This window comes from Vagococcus penaei (assembly GCF_001998885.1).
Lineage (GTDB): Bacteria > Bacillota > Bacilli > Lactobacillales > Vagococcaceae > Vagococcus > Vagococcus penaei.
In genome coordinates this window covers 1,385,650-1,402,413 of sequence record NZ_CP019609.1, presented here as the reverse complement: position 1 = coordinate 1,402,413, position 16,764 = coordinate 1,385,650, and the positions used below count along the sequence as shown (strand labels likewise).

Below are 16,764 nucleotides of genomic sequence, written 5' to 3'. Positions count from 1 at the left end.
ATTTATTCAAACCCTTCAATTTAATAAAATATTAATAGTTATTATTTATTTTACTCTACTTTTAAGACATTTACAAAAAAAAGAATTTAACATTTCTGCTAAATTCTTTTTTTGTCATTATTTAATTAAGCGATAAATCGCATCAGCATAAATTGCTGTCGCATTCATTAAATCAGAAATTGCCATAAATTCATTTTTTTGATGCATTGTATCAATACTATCTGGGAACATCGCACCATAGGCAACTCCACGTTCGAGTAATCGGCCAAACGTTCCACCACCAATCACTTGTTCGTGACCTTTTAATCCAGTATGTTCTTCATATACTGATAATAATGTTTTTACCAACGGATCTTCAGGTGACACATAGTGTGGACCTTTGCCGCCAGCCAAACCAACAACAACTGCACTTGTATTTGCCACTTTATTCGTAATTTTTTCAATAATTACATCTTCAGTCAAACCTTTTGGATAACGGAAGTTTAGAGTGATTGTATTATTATCTTTGCTTGCATCAAACTTAAAGACACCTGCATTCATTGTTAAATCACCCATAATGTCATCAACGTATGCTAAATCAAAGTGTGCTGCTTCAGTATCATCATGTACATAATCAGCAATCACAGTTAAAAAGTCTTTTGCAGACCCCGAAAAATCATAGAAACTTAAAAAGTTAGCTAAATATGTTCCGGCATTAATTCCTTTACTTGGCATTGCCCCGTGTGCCGCTTTACCATGAATCGTTAAAGCAGCCATTGAATCTGTGACGTTAATAGTACCTGTAACAGGAACTGTTTCTAAGTATTCATTAAATTCTTTAGCAAATGCAGCAATATCACCAGATACTTCGACAATTGCTTTTGCTTCTTCCGGTACCATATTTGCACGCATACCAGCATCAAATTTAATTAATTTCAACATTCCATTATTTTGACCAGTAAAGACTAACTCAACAGTAGCATTCCCTTTTTCACCATTAATAATTGGAAATTCTGCATCTGGTGAAAAGCCAAAATCGGGCGTATCTTCCGTTGCTAAATAATGATCTAAACATTGCCATGAACTTTCTTCATCCGTTCCAATAATAAAACGAACGCGTTTTGAAATTGGTAATTCTAATTCTTTAATCATTTTTAATGCATAATAAGCAGCTATCATTGGGCCTTTATCATCACTCGAACCACGAGCATAAATTCGTTCATCTCTAATCTCTGGCGTAAATGGATCAGAATCCCAGCCAGGTCCAACAGGTACCACGTCAACATGTCCAATAACACCTAACGTTTCAGCACCACTACCGTACTCGATATGTCCTGCATAGTTATCAACATTTTTTGTCACAAAACCATCACGAGCACCAATTTCTAAAAAGCGTAGTAACGCTTCTTTAGGGCCAGGTCCAAATGGGGCATCTGCTGTCGCTTTATCGTCTTCCCTAACACTAGGAATACTTAATAAGTCAAACAGGTCTTTCATTAAATCAGCGCGACGTGCCTCAACTTCTTGTTTCCAATTAATAGTCATTCTACGAATCCTCCTAGTTTACTTCTATAAGGTCTATCATATCACTTTTCTTTATTTAACCAAAGAGTTTTTGTAGAATTCAGTTAAATCGCACCAATCTGTCTTAATTCAAATTCAGTTAATGGACGGTACTGTCCTCTTGCTAAAGAGTCATCGAGTTTTAGACCTGCCATACTTACACGATCAAGTTCTACTACTTTTTTACCAACAGCCGCCACCATTCGCTTAACTTGATGATATTTTCCTTCGACGATACTGATTTTAGCTAGTGTCCGTTCTGGCATCGATTGACTCTCTAAGATGAGGAGTTCCGCTGGTAGACATACATCACCATTTTTTAATATCATCCCTGCCTGAAATGCTTTAACGTCTTCTGAAGTCATCTGACCGACAATCTCTGCAAGATATGACTTCATAATTTTTTTCTTTGGTGACAAGAGTTGATGAGCTAAGTCGCCATCATTTGTTAGCAATAAAAGACCAGTCGTATCTTTATCTAAACGACCAATCGGAAATAAGCCTGGAACATAATCATCTTTAGCGATTAAGTCAATCACTGTTCGGTGCTCCGCATCTTCCGTTGCAGAAACCACTCCTTTTGGTTTATTTAATAAATAGTACACATATTTTTGATAAATTACTTGATTGCCATCAACGGTTACCTTATCTTCTAATTCATTAATCGCCCATTTACCATCTTTAACCAATACCTGATTCACTTGAACTCGCTTTTTCTTTAATAATTCTTTAACCTCTTTCCGACTACCAAACCCGGTATGGCTTAAAAATTTATCCAATCGCATATAATACAAACTCCCTTCTAAAAGGAAAGACTTGAAACAAAAACGCGAACGTTTAGTTTCAAGTCCTTCTTATCCTATTTCTACTTACTTGATATGTAACTTACGACGAACTTTCACAACTTTAGGGCCCAATAATTTATCGGCTAACCGAACTTTTAAGACCATATAAGCATAAGCCACAATTCCAATAAAAACTGAAACTGCCACAATAATAAATGCTGGAAGTTTACGATCTTGATTTAAAAAGAGACTCAGAATACCTTTTGTAGCCCATGTAACTAACATCATGATTACACTAAAAACAGTGATGAGTAACGTTCGACGAATTGTCAAAATATAATTAAACTGTGTAATTTTGTGAATCGCATGTGTTAATAAGATACCTGATACTGTAAACCCAATCGCAGTTGAAATCAATGGTCCATACGTTTCAAATAAGCGAATCATTGGATACTGTAATAGGAACTTAACTAATAGACCAATTCCTAAAATCATTATTGTTTCATTATTATGATACAAGCCTTGGAGCGTTGTAGACGTTAAAATAAAGTAACCAGTCACTAATCCAACTAAGCACGCTTCAACTAAAATATGGACACCTAGAGCATCTGGTTTATAAAATAGCACATACATTGGTTCAGCTAAAACCATCATCCCTAGAGTTGCCGGAATCATAATGAAAAATAATAATTGAATATTATCACTAATCAACTTGGCTAAACCTGCACGGTCCTTTTGTGAATAAGCGGCAGTGACTAGCGGCAAACTTGTAACAGCTAGTCCAGTTGCTAACGAAATAATAATCATGACTAGTTTATCTGGATTGGCACTAAAAATACTAAACAATGCTGCTAATTGTTTATCCGTATAACCTGTGAAACTGGACATCATTCGCTCAAATGTAAATTGGTCGACTAGTTTAAACAATGTAATACCAGACCCAACAATCGTAAAAGGAATGGCTTGCTTAATCATATCAAACACTAAGCGATTTTCTGACAAAATGACTACATTATCGCTATTCGCCACTAAGCGATTAATTTCTGGCTTTTGCTTGAGATAAAAGTAAATTAATGTCCCAAATGCACCAAGCATACCTATAAATGCAGCAAAAGTTGACTGGATAACAGCATCAACATAATTACCATCGCGTACTTTCATAATAATAAAAGTAGCTAAGAGCATATAAAATACGCGAGCAATCTGCTCAATTACTTGTGATACAGCAGATGGCATCATATTTTGATTTCCTTGGAAATACCCACGAATAACACTCATACAAGGAAAAATCAAGATAGCCCAACTCAATGAACGCATGACAGGAATCAATTCCTTATTGCCTTCAGCCAAAATTGGGGATGCCACATACATCACCCCGAAAAATAATACTCCGAAGCCAGCCATAATCATTAGAGTTCGTCGAAATAATTTTTGACTAACTCCATATTCATTTAGAGAATTATAATGCGACAATTGCTTAGCAACTGCCCCTGGAATACCAGCGGTTGCAATCATTAAGAAGAGTGCATACACGTTGTATCCTTTGTTAAACAAACTGTTGGCGATATCACCATTTTTTCCCATCCATGCATACCATGGGATAATGTAAACGGCACCTAATAATCGAGACAAAACGCTCCCTGCGGTCATCCACATTGAGCCTCGAACCATCTTTTCTTTCGCCTCTAGTCCTTTGTCCTCAAAAGAGGTGACTCGACTCGACATGATTCATATCCAACTTTCTTTTTATACTGCTCTTATTGTAGTTGTTCACAATCAAATATGCAAACTCTTTTAAATATATTTAAAGATTGTTTTAGCCAACCACAATATTAACCAATTTATTTGGAACAACAATCACTTTCCGAATCACTTTTCCATCGATATGCGCTTGCACATGTTCATTTGCCATCGCTAATGCTTCTAACTCATCTTTAGCTAAATCACGTGATACGGTGACTTTTGCGCGTAGTTTTCCATTAACTTGGAAAATTACTTCTAGTTCATCTTCTACTAGCTCATTTTCATCATAAGTTGGCCATGACACATAAGATAAACTATCAGTTCCGCCCATGCGCTCCCATAATTCTTCTGCAATAAATGGCGCAACAGGTGCTAATAATTGTAAGAAGCCTTTCATATAATCGACTGGCAAGACATCTGCTTTGTAAGCTTCATTCACAAAGACCATTAACTGTGAAATTGCAGTATTAAAATGTAACTGCTCGTAATCTTCCGTCACTTTTTTAACTGTTTGGTGATAAACTTTTGTCAATTTACCATCATTGTGTGTCGTAATCCGATCACGTAACACAGCGTTCTCATCAATAAATAAACGCCATACACGGTCTAAGAATTTACGACTACCTTCAAGATCATTTTCACTCCAAGCAATTGATGCATCGAGTGGTCCCATGAACATTTCATATAAACGTAATGTGTCAGCACCGTATTGTTCAACAATATCATCTGGGTTCACGACATTACCTTTTGATTTAGACATTTTCTCGTTGTTCTCACCAAGAATCATTCCTTGATTATAAAGACGTTGATATGGTTCCTTGGTGTGTACTACACCTAAATCGTATAAGAATTTATGCCAGAAACGTGCATAAAGCAAGTGTAAGACCGCATGTTCTGCTCCACCCAAGTAAACATCTACTGGCAACCATTCTTTGGCTTTTTCTGGATCAACTAAGACGTCATCATTATGTGGATCGATATAACGAATATGATACCAAGAGCTACCAGCCCATTGTGGCATAGTATTTGTTTCCCGGCGACCTTTCATACCAGTTTTTTCATCGACAACTTCAATCCAATCCGTCATGTTAGCTAATGGTGATTCACCGGTACCACTCGGTTTAATATCAGTCGATTTTGGTAGAATCAATGGTAATTCATCTTCTGGAACAGCTGTCATTGTACCATCTTCCCAGTGAATAATTGGAATTGGCTCACCCCAATAGCGTTGGCGTGAGAATAACCAATCACGTAAACGGTAACTCACTTCTTTTTTACCAACATGATGGTCTTCTAACCATTCCAACATTTTAGTGATAGCCGTTTCTTTATCTAAACCATTCAAAAAGTCAGAATTAATATGTGGTCCATCACCTGTAAAGGCTGATTCAGTGACATCCCCACCTTCTAAAACTGGAACAATGTCTAAATTAAAAGCTTTGGCAAAGTCATAATCACGGTCATCATGAGCTGGAACAGCCATAATCGCTCCCGTTCCATAGGTTGACAAGACATAATCAGCAATCCAAATTGGCATCTCTTTACCATTCACTGGATTAATTGCATAGGCACCAGTAAAGACACCTGTTTTTTCTTTAGATAATTCGGTACGATCTAAATCTGTTTTTTTCTCAGCTTCTTTAATATACGCTTCAATGGCTTCTTTTTGTTCTGGCGTCGCAATCTCTTTAACTAAAGCTAATTCTGGTGCTAATACTGCATAGGTTGCACCAAATAGAGTGTCAGGGCGTGTCGTAAAGACGGTAAATTCTTTCTCTGTGTCTTTGATTTTAAACGTCACATTCGCACCTTCAGAACGTCCAATCCAATGGCGTTGCATTTCTTTGATACTTTCAGGCCAATCAATCAAGTCTAAATCATCAATTAAACGATCAGCATAAGCAGTAATTTTTAACATCCATTGCTTCATTGGTACACGGTACACTGGATGATCGCCACGTTCAGATTTTCCATCAATTACTTCCTCATTGGCTAAAACAGTTCCTAAAGCCGGACACCAGTTAACTGGTACTTCTGCCTCATAGGCTAAACCTTTTTCAAATAATTTAGTAAAGATCCATTGTGTCCATTTATAGTAACTTGGATCAGTCGTATTAATCTCACGACTCCAGTCAAAACTAAAACCTAAAGCGTCAAATTGACGTTTAAATGTTAAGATATTTTTGGCTGTAAATTCAGCTGGATCATTTCCAGTATCAAGAGCATACTGCTCTGCTGGTAAGCCAAATGCATCCCATCCCATGGGATGTAAGACGTTAAAACCTTGAGCACGTTTCATTCGTGACAAGACATCTGTTGATGTATAACCTTTAGGATGTCCTACGTGTAATCCTTGACCAGATGGGTAAGGAAACATATCAAGTGCGTAAAATTTTGGTTTAGTTGATTGTTCCTCAGTTTTAAAGGTGTCATGTTGTTTCCAATATTTTTGCCATTTTTGCTCAACTGCTTGATGATTATATGCCATGTTAATAGCCTCCCAATTTAGTGTGTTATCATAAAAAAAAGCCCTATGGAAATAATAAAAATCATTTCCATAGGACGTATAATTATTAATTACGTGGTACCACCTATGTTTATGTTGATTAACATCATCAACACCTCAGGTCATGATATCGGAATGATTCCGGTCGATTCAAACTAATTCAGAGCTAAGTTCGGAAGTTCCTTATATGCATTCACACCACCCATGCACTCGCTGAAAAAATTTCCTTCGTACTACTTCTCTTCGACATTTATAGTATTACAGCCATCATACCAAATAACTTGTCGTAATTCAATCACGTTTATTTAACTTTTAGTAACTGACCAGGATAAATGATATCACTTGATAAGCGATTAGCTGTTTTAATTTGAGACACAGATGTCTGATATTTTTGAGCTAAAGCCCATAATGTTTCCCCACGTTGAACTTTGTGCATTTGGCCTTTTCCAACTTGGACAGTTGTTTGTGGGCGTGCTTTTTCAGTCGTTTTTAACACTAGCTTTTGACCAACATAAATCAAGTCACTGGTTAAACCATTTTTAGCTTTAATTTCTGATACAGTTAAGCCGTGAGCCAGACCAATGTGATAGAGTGTATCACCTGATTTCACTTGATACGTTGTTGTCCCTTGATTAACTGTAGGACGTACCGTTGCCTGTGATTGTGGTTTAGATTGTACTTTGACTCCCTTAATTGTCAAACCTTGACCAACATAAATTAAATCATTTGTTAAACCATTCCACGACTTCAATTCAGACACACTTACGCCATACCGACGACTAATGCCATAAAGTGTATCACCTGATTTTACTTGATACGTCGTTGATGAGACAGCTGGTTGACTTGGTTTTGTCGGCTTTGGTTGTGGTTTAGCTTGTGGTTTTTGTGTGCCATTTTGCCCTTTAATCACTAACTGTTGATTCACGTAAATCATGTCGCTCGTTAAACCATTCCATGATTTTAAATTAGCGACACTAACACCAAATTGACGGCCAATTCCAGATAGTGTATCGCCACTTTTAACAGTGTAAACTTTCTGTGATTCGTTAGTACCTGACGGTTGATTTGGCTTACTTGGTTTTTCCTGAGGCTTAACTTCAGGTTTGGTCTCTGGTTGATTTGGAATAGAAATAGTAGATCCCTTAATCACTAACTTCTGTCCCGGATAAATCATGTGATTAGTTAATCCGTTCCAACTCATTAAGTTGCCAACACTCACATTATAACGACGACTAATCGCATAAAGTGTATCGCCACGTTGAACTGTATAAGTTTGTTGCGACACATTAGTGTTTGTTGAACCTGAACCAGTCGATGAATTATCATTGCTCGGTGTTGTTGGCTTAGTAGAGGTATCAATCACCTCACCACTTCCACTACTAGGTGAGTCATATTGAGTTAGATTATACATTTGAATTAAATTATTTAATTTATTATTATAATTTGGATCCGTCGCATATTTGCCTGTCAATGCTGCTGTTGCATCACGATATGATGTTGTATTTGATTTCCACGCACCAGCATAAAAGTAAACACCAGGATAGAAAGATGTTGTTCTTAAAACACGAGCATTATCTTGGAATGACTCCGCATAAGATGGATATTTTCGGAAATTATCGTAAATTTGGACATTTTTTCCATTATAATGTTCCCAAGTTAACATCCGAACCGATTGTCCTTGATATTGACCTTTAATCCCAAATAAATTAAAATTAGGTGCTTGTGACAGGGTACTTTGACCGTAACCACTCTCCAAAATAGATTGTGCTATCATAACTGAAGCATACAAATCATTTTGAGCCGCAACTTGTTGCGCATAAGGGGCAACTGTTCCAACAAAATCATTTTGTGGGATAGCTTGACGATTTAAACTAGCTGTTTGTGGCTGTGGCTGGCTAACTGATTTTTTAATTTGATTAGATGAGACGGCTTGTTTGTTTTTCACCGTTACTTTTGGCTTTGTTGCCGGTTTAGACTGAGTCGTTTCTTTGTTTGATTCTCTAGTCTCTTTAGTCTCTTTAGTCTCTTTAGTTGCACTACTAGTCGTTGTTGAAGATGTCGGTTGTTTTGTTTGGTTAGTTGAACTCGTTGTTGCCATTGTTTGAGACGATTGTGTTTCTGACGGACTTGCCTCATTTTTAGTTGAACTTGTTGTCGTTGCTTTACTAGTCGTTTCACTAGTCTTAGTAGACGATGACGAATGTTCAGATGAAATTTCCGTCGACGTTGATAACGTAGACGCTTGTACGCTGCTTTCTGATGACTTCTGATTCGTTTCTGTTTGATCCTCCGAAACAGCTGGCTGTCCAACTTGTTGGTTCAACACACTAACAACATGTGACAACCGTTGTTCTTCAGCTGATACTGTAATTGTCTGTTGCGCCATTGACTGATTTTTTAAATTTAATGGTAAATTTAATGACACAGCATATGTTCCATTTTGATTTAACGTCATCTTAATCTGATTTAATGAACGATTCACATGAATTTCACCAATCACTGCCCCAGTTTTATCTTTTAGTTCGCCATCCTCAAATGATTCATTGATTGCAATATTTGGTGAAATGGTTAACATAAATTCTGTTTTATCTTCACCTGTTACCATTAATTCAGTCACTAGATCCACTTGATTGGCTGTAGTAGCAGATAATTCTTTTGGACCATTGAGTGATGTTAGACGAAGTGTCGCTCGATTAATTGTTTGGTTCTCATCAGTTGATTTCTTTTCTGAATTACCAGTTGCATAGACGATATTTTCTGTTAGTGGCATAGCCATTAGTGATGATAACATCACAGTTGTCCCTAACAGCGTAACATTTCCACCAAAAATAGGTTTTCTATTCCTTTTTTTCCCATTCACTACTCACCCTACCTTATCTTTATTACTAATCTTTACCTTAAAAAGTTCCTCATTATACTAATTAAATCATCTAAAGACTCCATTAGCAAGCATAACCATTGTCTTTTTTCAACATAAATCAACTGACTATATTATTAGAAAAACAGGTTTTTTTACTCATACTTTGGACTGATTTTAAGGCCAGCCTATTGTTTATGACATTTGTAATCGGTATATTAACAGTAGTGAATACAATATAGGAGCTTATCATTATGAATAAAGAGCATTTTATCATTGAATTAAAATTACATCTCAGACCCTTATCACAAAGTGACCGTGACAAGATTATTAACTATTACCTTGATTATTTTGCGAAAGAACAAGCAAATGGTTTATCTGAATATGAAATTAGCCGAACTTTACCACATCCGAAAGAAATTGCTTATGGTATCTTGGAGGACTACGATATTCCTGTCAATACAACCGAGCCTGCTCAAAATGATTGGGTAGAATTCTTTGTTGAATCAAAACCATCTGAGGAAGTTCCAGAGTATCTTTACACAGAACCAGAGTCACCATTTGTCCGACTGTTTCAAATACTAGGTATTATTGCCTTAAATACATTTTTTATGATATGGCTCATTTTAGTTTTTGTCTGCCTATTAGTTGCTGGATGGTTGACTGCTATCGTATTGATTGCTTCACCAGGACTAACGGTTTACAATTTAACACACTTTATTAGTACATTTAACTTGTTCCAATTTTCCGTTTCACTTGCACTATGTGGAGTTGGGTTAATCGGATTTTTATTGCTACGCCCCTTAACTGCAGGTGGCTACAAGCTGTTAAAAGCATATATTAAGTGGAACTTACAAATTATTAGAGGGAGACGACTTGTTCGATGAAAAAAAATACTTTGTTCACACTAATTGTGGCCATCCTTTTAATTATTGTCGGAGGTATTAGTTCGCTATTTTTAGGTTTCCGTCTAAATCAAGATTATGAAAACCACGTGGTGAAAGAAAACTATCCTTACGACAATAGTAAAACACTAATAATAACATTACAGACAAATGCATTCGTTCAGTTACGTATGTCGTCCACAGACTCAACCCAGTTGAACTATCATGGAAATTCATTAGATACGAGTCAGATTGACACTCTTAATTGGCAAACTGAGAAAAAAAATGAACAAACCACTCTGAATATCACAACAAAAGAAACAAAACAAATCAATAAATTTAATTTTTTCCCATTTGACAGTGCTCATAACAATTCTGGAAGTATCAATTTAGAGATTGCACCAAACTATGAAAAAATTATTATTAACGGTCGCAGTCAGTATCTTGAACTAGCTAGTCTCGATTTTAAAGAATTAGTCATTAAAAGTCAGCAGTATAATGTCTCCATGCATGACAGTCGTTTGGATGATTTGACTATTGAAAATAACCAAGGTGCAGCACTTGGAAAAGTGATTGTTAAAAACAATCTAAACATCTCTGCTAAAAATGGAGAAATTAGTTTAACCGACTCAAAAGCAAAATCATTTATACTTAATAATGAGAATAATGATATTTTCACTGCCAATACTTCGGGCGATCTGGTAGCTAAAACAAATAATGGCCAAATCTCTGTCAATCACAATAGCGGTACGATTGACCTAGCTACTAAAACAGGAGATATTTTCCTCCATACTAATTTAGATAAAAAACACAATCCTATTACTGCTATTAGTGACCATGGAGATCTTGATTTTGAATTTTCAGAAAAACAATTCCTAGAAGACTCCGTCCTAATAACCAGTGATATTGGCGAAATCACTGAACTATTTAATAAAAATTTAACCTCTCGAACACGCTACGAAAAAGGAAAAGGAAAGCCTGTTATTTCTGCACATTCAACAAGCGGAGACATTTCAGTCCAAGCCATTGGCGAAGATGATGACCATTACGGTGACGATTTTAACTAAACCTCCCTATTCTTTCATGGTATAATAAAAACCACGCTGAACAATCAGCGTGGTTTTTATTTTTAGGAGGAAGATACTCTATGAAAGCACATAAAACCTCTTGGTTCATAGCAAGTGGCTTAAGTCTATTTGGCTTTCTGGTCATTGCTTTTTTTGTGGCTTTTAATGAAGCCGCATTAAAAACTATAGATCAACCAATTAGTCAATTTATTCGTGGTACACTTACACCAAGTAAAACAACTTTTTTTTCAACTATGACTGTTTTTGGGAACACGACCACTATTGTCGCATTAACGTTAATTGGTATTATTGCTCTGTATAAATGGCAAGGGCGAATGACTGCCGCTTGGTTATTTATCAATGCTGCACTCGTGCAAGGTGCTGGAAACCTACTATTAAAAGCTTTATTTAATCGTCCGAGGCCTAGTGTTGACCATCTCGTTTATGCTAGCAATACCAGTTTTCCTAGTGGGCATTCAATGGGGAGCATGCTCTTTTATGGTACGCTTATTTTCTTGTTACCGACTATTATTCACCAAAGAACGCTGCGAATCATTAGCCAATGTATCTTAGCTTGTATCATTCTACTCGTTGGTACTAGTCGGATTTACTTAGGGGTCCATTATCCAACAGATGTTTTGGGTGGTTTCTTTATTGGCTTTGCTTGGTTATGCTTCTCATATCCAATAATGCTGTCACTGCAGACTAAATCACAATTAGGAGGCAACTAATCATCATGTTTCAATACAAAGACGGGCAACAAAAACGCTATTATACTTGGAATCACGCTTTAAGAGAAACCTTTGCCGAAAAAATCTTCAAAGTTCCAATTGATGCTGGCTTTGACTGCCCTAATCGCGACGGAACAGTCGCTGTTGGTGGCTGTACCTTTTGTAGTGTCTCAGGTTCAGGAGATATGATTATTGCGCCATCTGAACCTTTACCCATTCAATTTCAAAAAGAAGTCCAGCACATGCATCAAAAATGGCCAACAGCCAAACATTACATTGTATACTTTCAAAACTTTACCAATACTCATGCTCCACTGTCAGTGATTAAACACCGTTTTGAGCAAGTTTTAAATGAAGAAGGCGTGATTGGTATTTCCATTGGTACAAGACCAGACTGCTTACCTGATGACGTTGTCGACTATCTAGCTGAACTCAACCAGCGTTTTTATGTTTGGGTTGAATTAGGCGTACAGACGACTTATGAAAAAACAAGTCAGTTGATTAATCGAGCGCATGACTATCAAACGTATCTTGACGGTGTCGAAAAATTGCGTCGACATAATATTAATGTTTGTACACATTTAATCAACGGACTACCTGGCGAAACTGCTGAGATGATGGTAGAAAATGTCCGCCGAACGGTCAATGATTCTGATATTCAAGGGATTAAGCTGCACCTCTTACATTTAATGACGCATACAAAAATGATGAAAGATTATCTGGAAGGTCGCCTCTCACTTTTATCTCAGAACGACTACGTTAATATCATCTGTGATCAACTAGAAATTATCCCTCCGCGCATTGTGATTCATCGTCTAACAGGGGATGCTCCCAGAGAAACGATTATTGGCCCAATGTGGAGTTTAAAAAAATGGGAAGTCTTAAATGCGATTGATGCAGAATTAGTACGGCGACAAACCTATCAAGGAATTTACACTACATAAGGTTAAAAGGAGTGTCATAGTATGTTACAAACCGCTTTGCATTATAGTCATGAATTATTAAAAGAAATTGTTCAACCGGGCGATGTCGTGGTTGACGGTACTATGGGAAATGGCTTTGATACAGTGTTTTTAGCGGAATTAGTTGGAAAAACGGGGTTAGTTTATGCCTTTGATGTTCAAGAACAAGCACTCACAACAACAACAGAACGTTTAAAAGCAGAAAAATTACTAGAGCGAACACAGCTATTACTACAAGGTCATGAGACACTGAGTCAGGTAATCCCTGAAATACAACCCATTAAATCAGCACTATTTAATCTTGGTTATTTGCCACACAGTGATAAATCAATCATCACAACTGAAGCCACTACGATTCCGGCATTAACCGCTTTAATTAGCCGTCTTGTTACTAGAGGTCGAATAATTCTCGTCATTTATTCTGGACACGAAGGTGGCGAAGCAGAAAAACAGGCTGTTTTAAACTTTGCAACTGAATTACCACAAGAAGACTTTTCCGTCTTGTATTATGAGTTTATCAATCAAAAGCATTCACCACCTAGCTTAGTCTGTATTGAACGGAAAAAATCACCTAAAAAATAAATCAAAACCCCTCGTCATTTGATAATTGACGAGGGGTTTTACGTAGCCCACTGACTGTTGTGATACTAGTCAATGGCTTTCTTTTGAAACTGATTTAATACAAAAGAAATCACAACTAAGCCTAAACCTAAAAGAAACACATAATGAATACTATTAGCTAAAATACCATGGAGATCACCTAATAATTCTTTTGGTAATGCCCCCGCTGTGTGTGGATTAATTAATTCATTCATCATATCTTTGGTCACACCTAACTCTTTTTTCTGAGCCAATGATTGATTCATCGTACTATTAAGGACTAAACCAAAGATTGAAATCATTAACGTCTGACCAACTGTTCGTGAGAGAGTAAAAAATGAGGTTGCAACACCAATATGATGCTTATCTACAGTTGATTGTGCCAAAACCGTTAAAATCGTCATTGTCATACCAAAACCAACCCCAAAAACCCCTGAAAAAATAAGGAAAATGGCATACGGTGTTGAGTCATTGACTAACACTAAGAACAAGCCGCCAATAAAAATTGGTAACATACTGATAAACATCACTTTACGGCTATCCCATTTCTGCATAGCACGACCACCCATAAACGAACCAATCATCCAAATAACTGACATTGGTGCTAAAACAATTCCACCAAGTGCTGCAGACTTACCTAAAACACCTTGCATCCACATTGGAATATAGACTTCTACGCCCATTAAGAAACCACTAATTAAAGCAGCAATCAAATTGACAATCACATAAGTTTTATTAGTAAATAAATCAAGTGAAATAATCGGATCCACTGCCCGCTTTTCAACACGAATAAATAAAAGAAAACCTACGATAAACAAGACAAATGATACTGCCGTCATCGTGCTAAAACCATGGCTCAATGTTTGGAAACCATATAGTAACGCTAGAAGCATAATCATCATTAAGAAACTACCAATATAATCAATTGGTCCTTTAACAACTTCAAATTCATCTTCAATTAGGAAAATCCAGATTAACACCATTAAGACAATTCCGATTGGCACGTTGATTAAGAAAATCCAATGCCAACTAATCACATCAACAATAAACCCACCTGCTAAGGGCCCTAAAATACTAGCAATTCCCCAAGCTGCACTATTTAAACCTAAAATGCCCGCTCTTTTTTCAATCGGGTACATATCCGCAATAATCGTCAATGACACTGGAATAATCGACCCGGCCCCAATCCCTTGAATTGCTCGAAAAATAATTAATTGAATCATATTTTGACTTATACCTGATAAAGCTGATCCAATAATAAAAATTAAAATACCAATTAAATAAATGGGCTTACGTCCAATTTTATCCGCTAGCTTGCCATAAATTGGGGTCATCATAGCATTCGTTAATAAGTAAATTGAAAACACCCAGTTCATAATCTCGATACCTTTTAGTGTTCCAACGATTGTCGGCATAGCCGTTGAGACAATCGTTCCTTCAACTGCTGTCATAAAAGTAGCTATAAACATACAGGCAGTGATAATTTTAACATTTGTTTCTCTTTTTTTTGTCATGTCATCCTCCAATATTAATTCTGTTACACGTGTCATAAAAAAAGCCTAAAGAGAGCCAAGCTCTCAATAGGACTAAGTACAAGCTATTTACCAACAAAGGCTTTAAGTTGGTCAACCTTATCTGTTCTTTCCCATGTAAATTCAACTTCATCACGTCCAAAATGACCGTAAGCAGCTGTTTTTTGATAAATCGGGCGACGTAAATCGAGCATGTTAATGATGCCAACCGGTGATAAATCAAATAAGGCCCGGATTGCTTCGATTAACTTAGACTCAGGGACAACGCTCGTACCAAATGTTTCAACGGAAATTGATACCGGCTCTGCAACACCAATCGCATAAGCTAATTGAACTTCACATTTTTCAGCTAAACCAGCTGCCACAATATTCTTAGCGATATAACGTGCCGCATAGCTAGCCGAACGGTCCACTTTAGTTGCGTCCTTACCAGAGAATGCACCACCGCCGTGACGGGCATAGCCACCGTATGTATCCACAATAATCTTACGACCTGTTAGACCAGAGTCTCCTTGTGGTCCACCAATTACAAAGCGACCAGTTGGATTAATATAGTATTTCGTTTGCTCATCTAATAATTCATTAGGAATTTCAAACTTCACCACGTGTTCAATCAAATCTTTTTTGATGGTTTCTAATGAGACATCCTCATCATGCTGGGTACTGATAACAACTGTATCGACACGCAATGGATGACCATTTTCATCATATTCGACTGTTACTTGTGATTTAGCATCGGGACGTAAATATGACAATGTCTCAGATTTACGTAAATCTGCTAGGCGCTTTGTTAGACGATGACTTAAAGCAATTGGTAACGGCATTAATTCTGGCGTTTCATTAATTGCGAACCCAAACATCAAGCCTTGATCACCAGCTCCTAAAGCTTCATCGGCATCATGCAAGCCTTCTTTTTTCTCTAATGATTCGTTCACACCTTGTGCAATATCTGGTGATTGCTCATCAATCGCCACCATAACCGCACACGTGTCACCATCAAAGCCATATTTTGCTCGTGTATACCCAATTCCTTTAATTGTATCACGAACCACTTTTTGAATATCCACGTACGCTGTCGTTGTGATTTCACCAAACACTAGGACTAAGCCAGTAGTTACTGAAGTTTCACAGGCAACACGCGCATATGGGTCTTTCTCTAGAATCGCATCTAAAATCGCATCACTGATTTGGTCAGCAACTTTATCTGGATGGCCTTCTGATACGGATTCTGATGTAAATAAACGTCTTTCTTTCATTCGGTTATTCCCCCTGATATTTATTCGGTTACAAGGCATCTTTACAAAAAAAATAGATGTAAATCCTATCGGGAATCTTGCAACATTCTCAGTATAACAGAAATTTTGGCGTTTACATATATAAAACATCAAGTTTAAACTGATATTCTAAAAAAGGTGACAAGGAAATACAATACGTCAATTCATCAAAAAACAATCCCTCTAGATGCTTAAAAAATCTAATTAAGAAAAAATAAATAGCCGATGAATTCATCAACCAATTGACAAATATCCGCGATATCGTTAGAGTAAAAGGTAAC

The 16,764-nt window shown here is 36.9% G+C and carries 12 protein-coding genes and 1 riboswitch; of the genes, 5 read left to right on the top strand and 7 right to left on the bottom strand.

What is annotated here, in order from left to right; genetic code table 11:
* Positions 1 to 117: 117 nt before the first annotated feature.
* From pepV to BW732_RS06685, 5 genes are all read right to left on the bottom strand, one after another.
* Entirely contained in the window at positions 118 to 1,524 is a 1,407-nt protein-coding gene (gene pepV / locus BW732_RS06705) for a dipeptidase PepV (RefSeq protein WP_077276030.1), read from the bottom strand.
* An 83-nt stretch (positions 1,525 to 1,607) separates the two neighbouring features.
* Complete coding sequence (locus tag BW732_RS06700; RefSeq protein WP_077276029.1) at positions 1,608 to 2,327, bottom strand: pseudouridine synthase; 720 nt, start codon at positions 2,325 to 2,327, stop codon at positions 1,608 to 1,610.
* Positions 2,328 to 2,411: 84 nt separating this feature from the next.
* Positions 2,412 to 4,052 (bottom strand): putative polysaccharide biosynthesis protein, encoded by a 1,641-nt coding sequence (locus tag BW732_RS06695; RefSeq protein ID WP_077276028.1) that lies wholly within the window; start codon positions 4,050 to 4,052, stop codon positions 2,412 to 2,414.
* A gap of 91 nt (positions 4,053 to 4,143) precedes the next feature.
* On the bottom strand, positions 4,144 to 6,558 hold the full coding sequence (gene leuS, locus BW732_RS06690; RefSeq protein WP_077276027.1) for a leucine--tRNA ligase: 2,415 nt from the start codon (positions 6,556 to 6,558) through the stop codon (positions 4,144 to 4,146).
* A gap of 319 nt (positions 6,559 to 6,877) precedes the next feature.
* The gene (locus tag BW732_RS06685) at positions 6,878 to 9,436 is read right to left on the bottom strand and encodes a muramidase family protein (RefSeq protein WP_077276026.1); all 2,559 of its coding nucleotides are present in this window, start codon (positions 9,434 to 9,436) and stop codon (positions 6,878 to 6,880) included.
* 251 nt (positions 9,437 to 9,687) lie between these two features.
* Between BW732_RS06685 and BW732_RS06680 the strand changes: the two genes are divergently transcribed.
* The 5 genes from BW732_RS06680 to mnmM all read left to right on the top strand — a co-directional run bounded on the left by BW732_RS06680 (position 9,688) and on the right by mnmM (position 13,659).
* Complete coding sequence (locus tag BW732_RS06680) at positions 9,688 to 10,320, top strand: DUF1700 domain-containing protein (protein ID WP_077276025.1); 633 nt, start codon at positions 9,688 to 9,690, stop codon at positions 10,318 to 10,320.
* The gene (locus tag BW732_RS06675; protein WP_077276024.1) at positions 10,317 to 11,384 is read left to right on the top strand and encodes a DUF4097 family beta strand repeat-containing protein; all 1,068 of its coding nucleotides are present in this window, start codon (positions 10,317 to 10,319) and stop codon (positions 11,382 to 11,384) included. The genes BW732_RS06680 and BW732_RS06675 overlap by 4 nt, the downstream gene beginning before the upstream one ends.
* 80 nt (positions 11,385 to 11,464) lie before the next feature.
* On the top strand, positions 11,465 to 12,115 hold the full coding sequence (locus BW732_RS06670) for a phosphatase PAP2 family protein (RefSeq protein WP_077276023.1): 651 nt from the start codon (positions 11,465 to 11,467) through the stop codon (positions 12,113 to 12,115).
* A gap of 5 nt (positions 12,116 to 12,120) precedes the next feature.
* Positions 12,121 to 13,059, top strand: coding sequence for a tRNA modification radical SAM protein MnmL/YtqA (gene mnmL / locus BW732_RS06665; RefSeq protein WP_126844214.1), 939 nt, complete (start codon positions 12,121 to 12,123; stop codon positions 13,057 to 13,059).
* 21 nt (positions 13,060 to 13,080) lie between these two features.
* A complete protein-coding gene (gene mnmM, locus BW732_RS06660; protein ID WP_077276021.1) occupies positions 13,081 to 13,659 on the top strand; it encodes a tRNA 5-(aminomethyl)-2-thiouridylate-methyltransferase MnmM in 579 nt (192 codons plus the stop codon).
* A 65-nt stretch (positions 13,660 to 13,724) separates the two neighbouring features.
* On the opposite strand, the gene BW732_RS06655 is transcribed toward mnmM, so the two are convergent.
* A complete protein-coding gene (locus BW732_RS06655; RefSeq protein WP_077276020.1) occupies positions 13,725 to 15,191 on the bottom strand; it encodes an MDR family MFS transporter in 1,467 nt (488 codons plus the stop codon).
* 83 nt (positions 15,192 to 15,274) lie between these two features.
* Positions 15,275 to 16,465 (bottom strand): methionine adenosyltransferase, encoded by a 1,191-nt coding sequence (gene metK, locus BW732_RS06650; RefSeq protein WP_077276019.1) that lies wholly within the window; start codon positions 16,463 to 16,465, stop codon positions 15,275 to 15,277.
* A riboswitch (SMK box riboswitch) is annotated at positions 16,463 to 16,553 on the bottom strand. (Overlaps the previous gene by 3 nt.)
* Positions 16,554 to 16,764 lie beyond the last annotated feature (211 nt).

What these genes read in the sequence shown, in the direction of transcription:
- pepV (WP_077276030.1), bottom strand. Translation starts at nt 1,524, where the DNA reads ATGACTATTAATTGGAAACAAGAAGTTGAGGCACGTCGCGCTGATTTA.
- BW732_RS06700 (WP_077276029.1), bottom strand. Translation starts at nt 2,327, where the DNA reads ATGCGATTGGATAAATTTTTAAGCCATACCGGGTTTGGTAGTCGGAAA.
- BW732_RS06695 (WP_077276028.1), bottom strand. Translation starts at nt 4,052, where the DNA reads ATGTCGAGTCGAGTCACCTCTTTTGAGGACAAAGGACTAGAGGCGAAA.
- leuS (WP_077276027.1), bottom strand. Translation starts at nt 6,558, where the DNA reads ATGGCATATAATCATCAAGCAGTTGAGCAAAAATGGCAAAAATATTGG.
- BW732_RS06680 (WP_077276025.1), top strand. Translation starts at nt 9,688, where the DNA reads ATGAATAAAGAGCATTTTATCATTGAATTAAAATTACATCTCAGACCC.
- BW732_RS06675 (WP_077276024.1), top strand. Translation starts at nt 10,317, where the DNA reads ATGAAAAAAAATACTTTGTTCACACTAATTGTGGCCATCCTTTTAATT.
- BW732_RS06670 (WP_077276023.1), top strand. Translation starts at nt 11,465, where the DNA reads ATGAAAGCACATAAAACCTCTTGGTTCATAGCAAGTGGCTTAAGTCTA.
- mnmL (WP_126844214.1), top strand. Translation starts at nt 12,121, where the DNA reads ATGTTTCAATACAAAGACGGGCAACAAAAACGCTATTATACTTGGAAT.
- mnmM (WP_077276021.1), top strand. Translation starts at nt 13,081, where the DNA reads ATGTTACAAACCGCTTTGCATTATAGTCATGAATTATTAAAAGAAATT.
- BW732_RS06655 (WP_077276020.1), bottom strand. Translation starts at nt 15,191, where the DNA reads ATGACAAAAAAAAGAGAAACAAATGTTAAAATTATCACTGCCTGTATG.
- metK (WP_077276019.1), bottom strand. Translation starts at nt 16,465, where the DNA reads ATGAAAGAAAGACGTTTATTTACATCAGAATCCGTATCAGAAGGCCAT.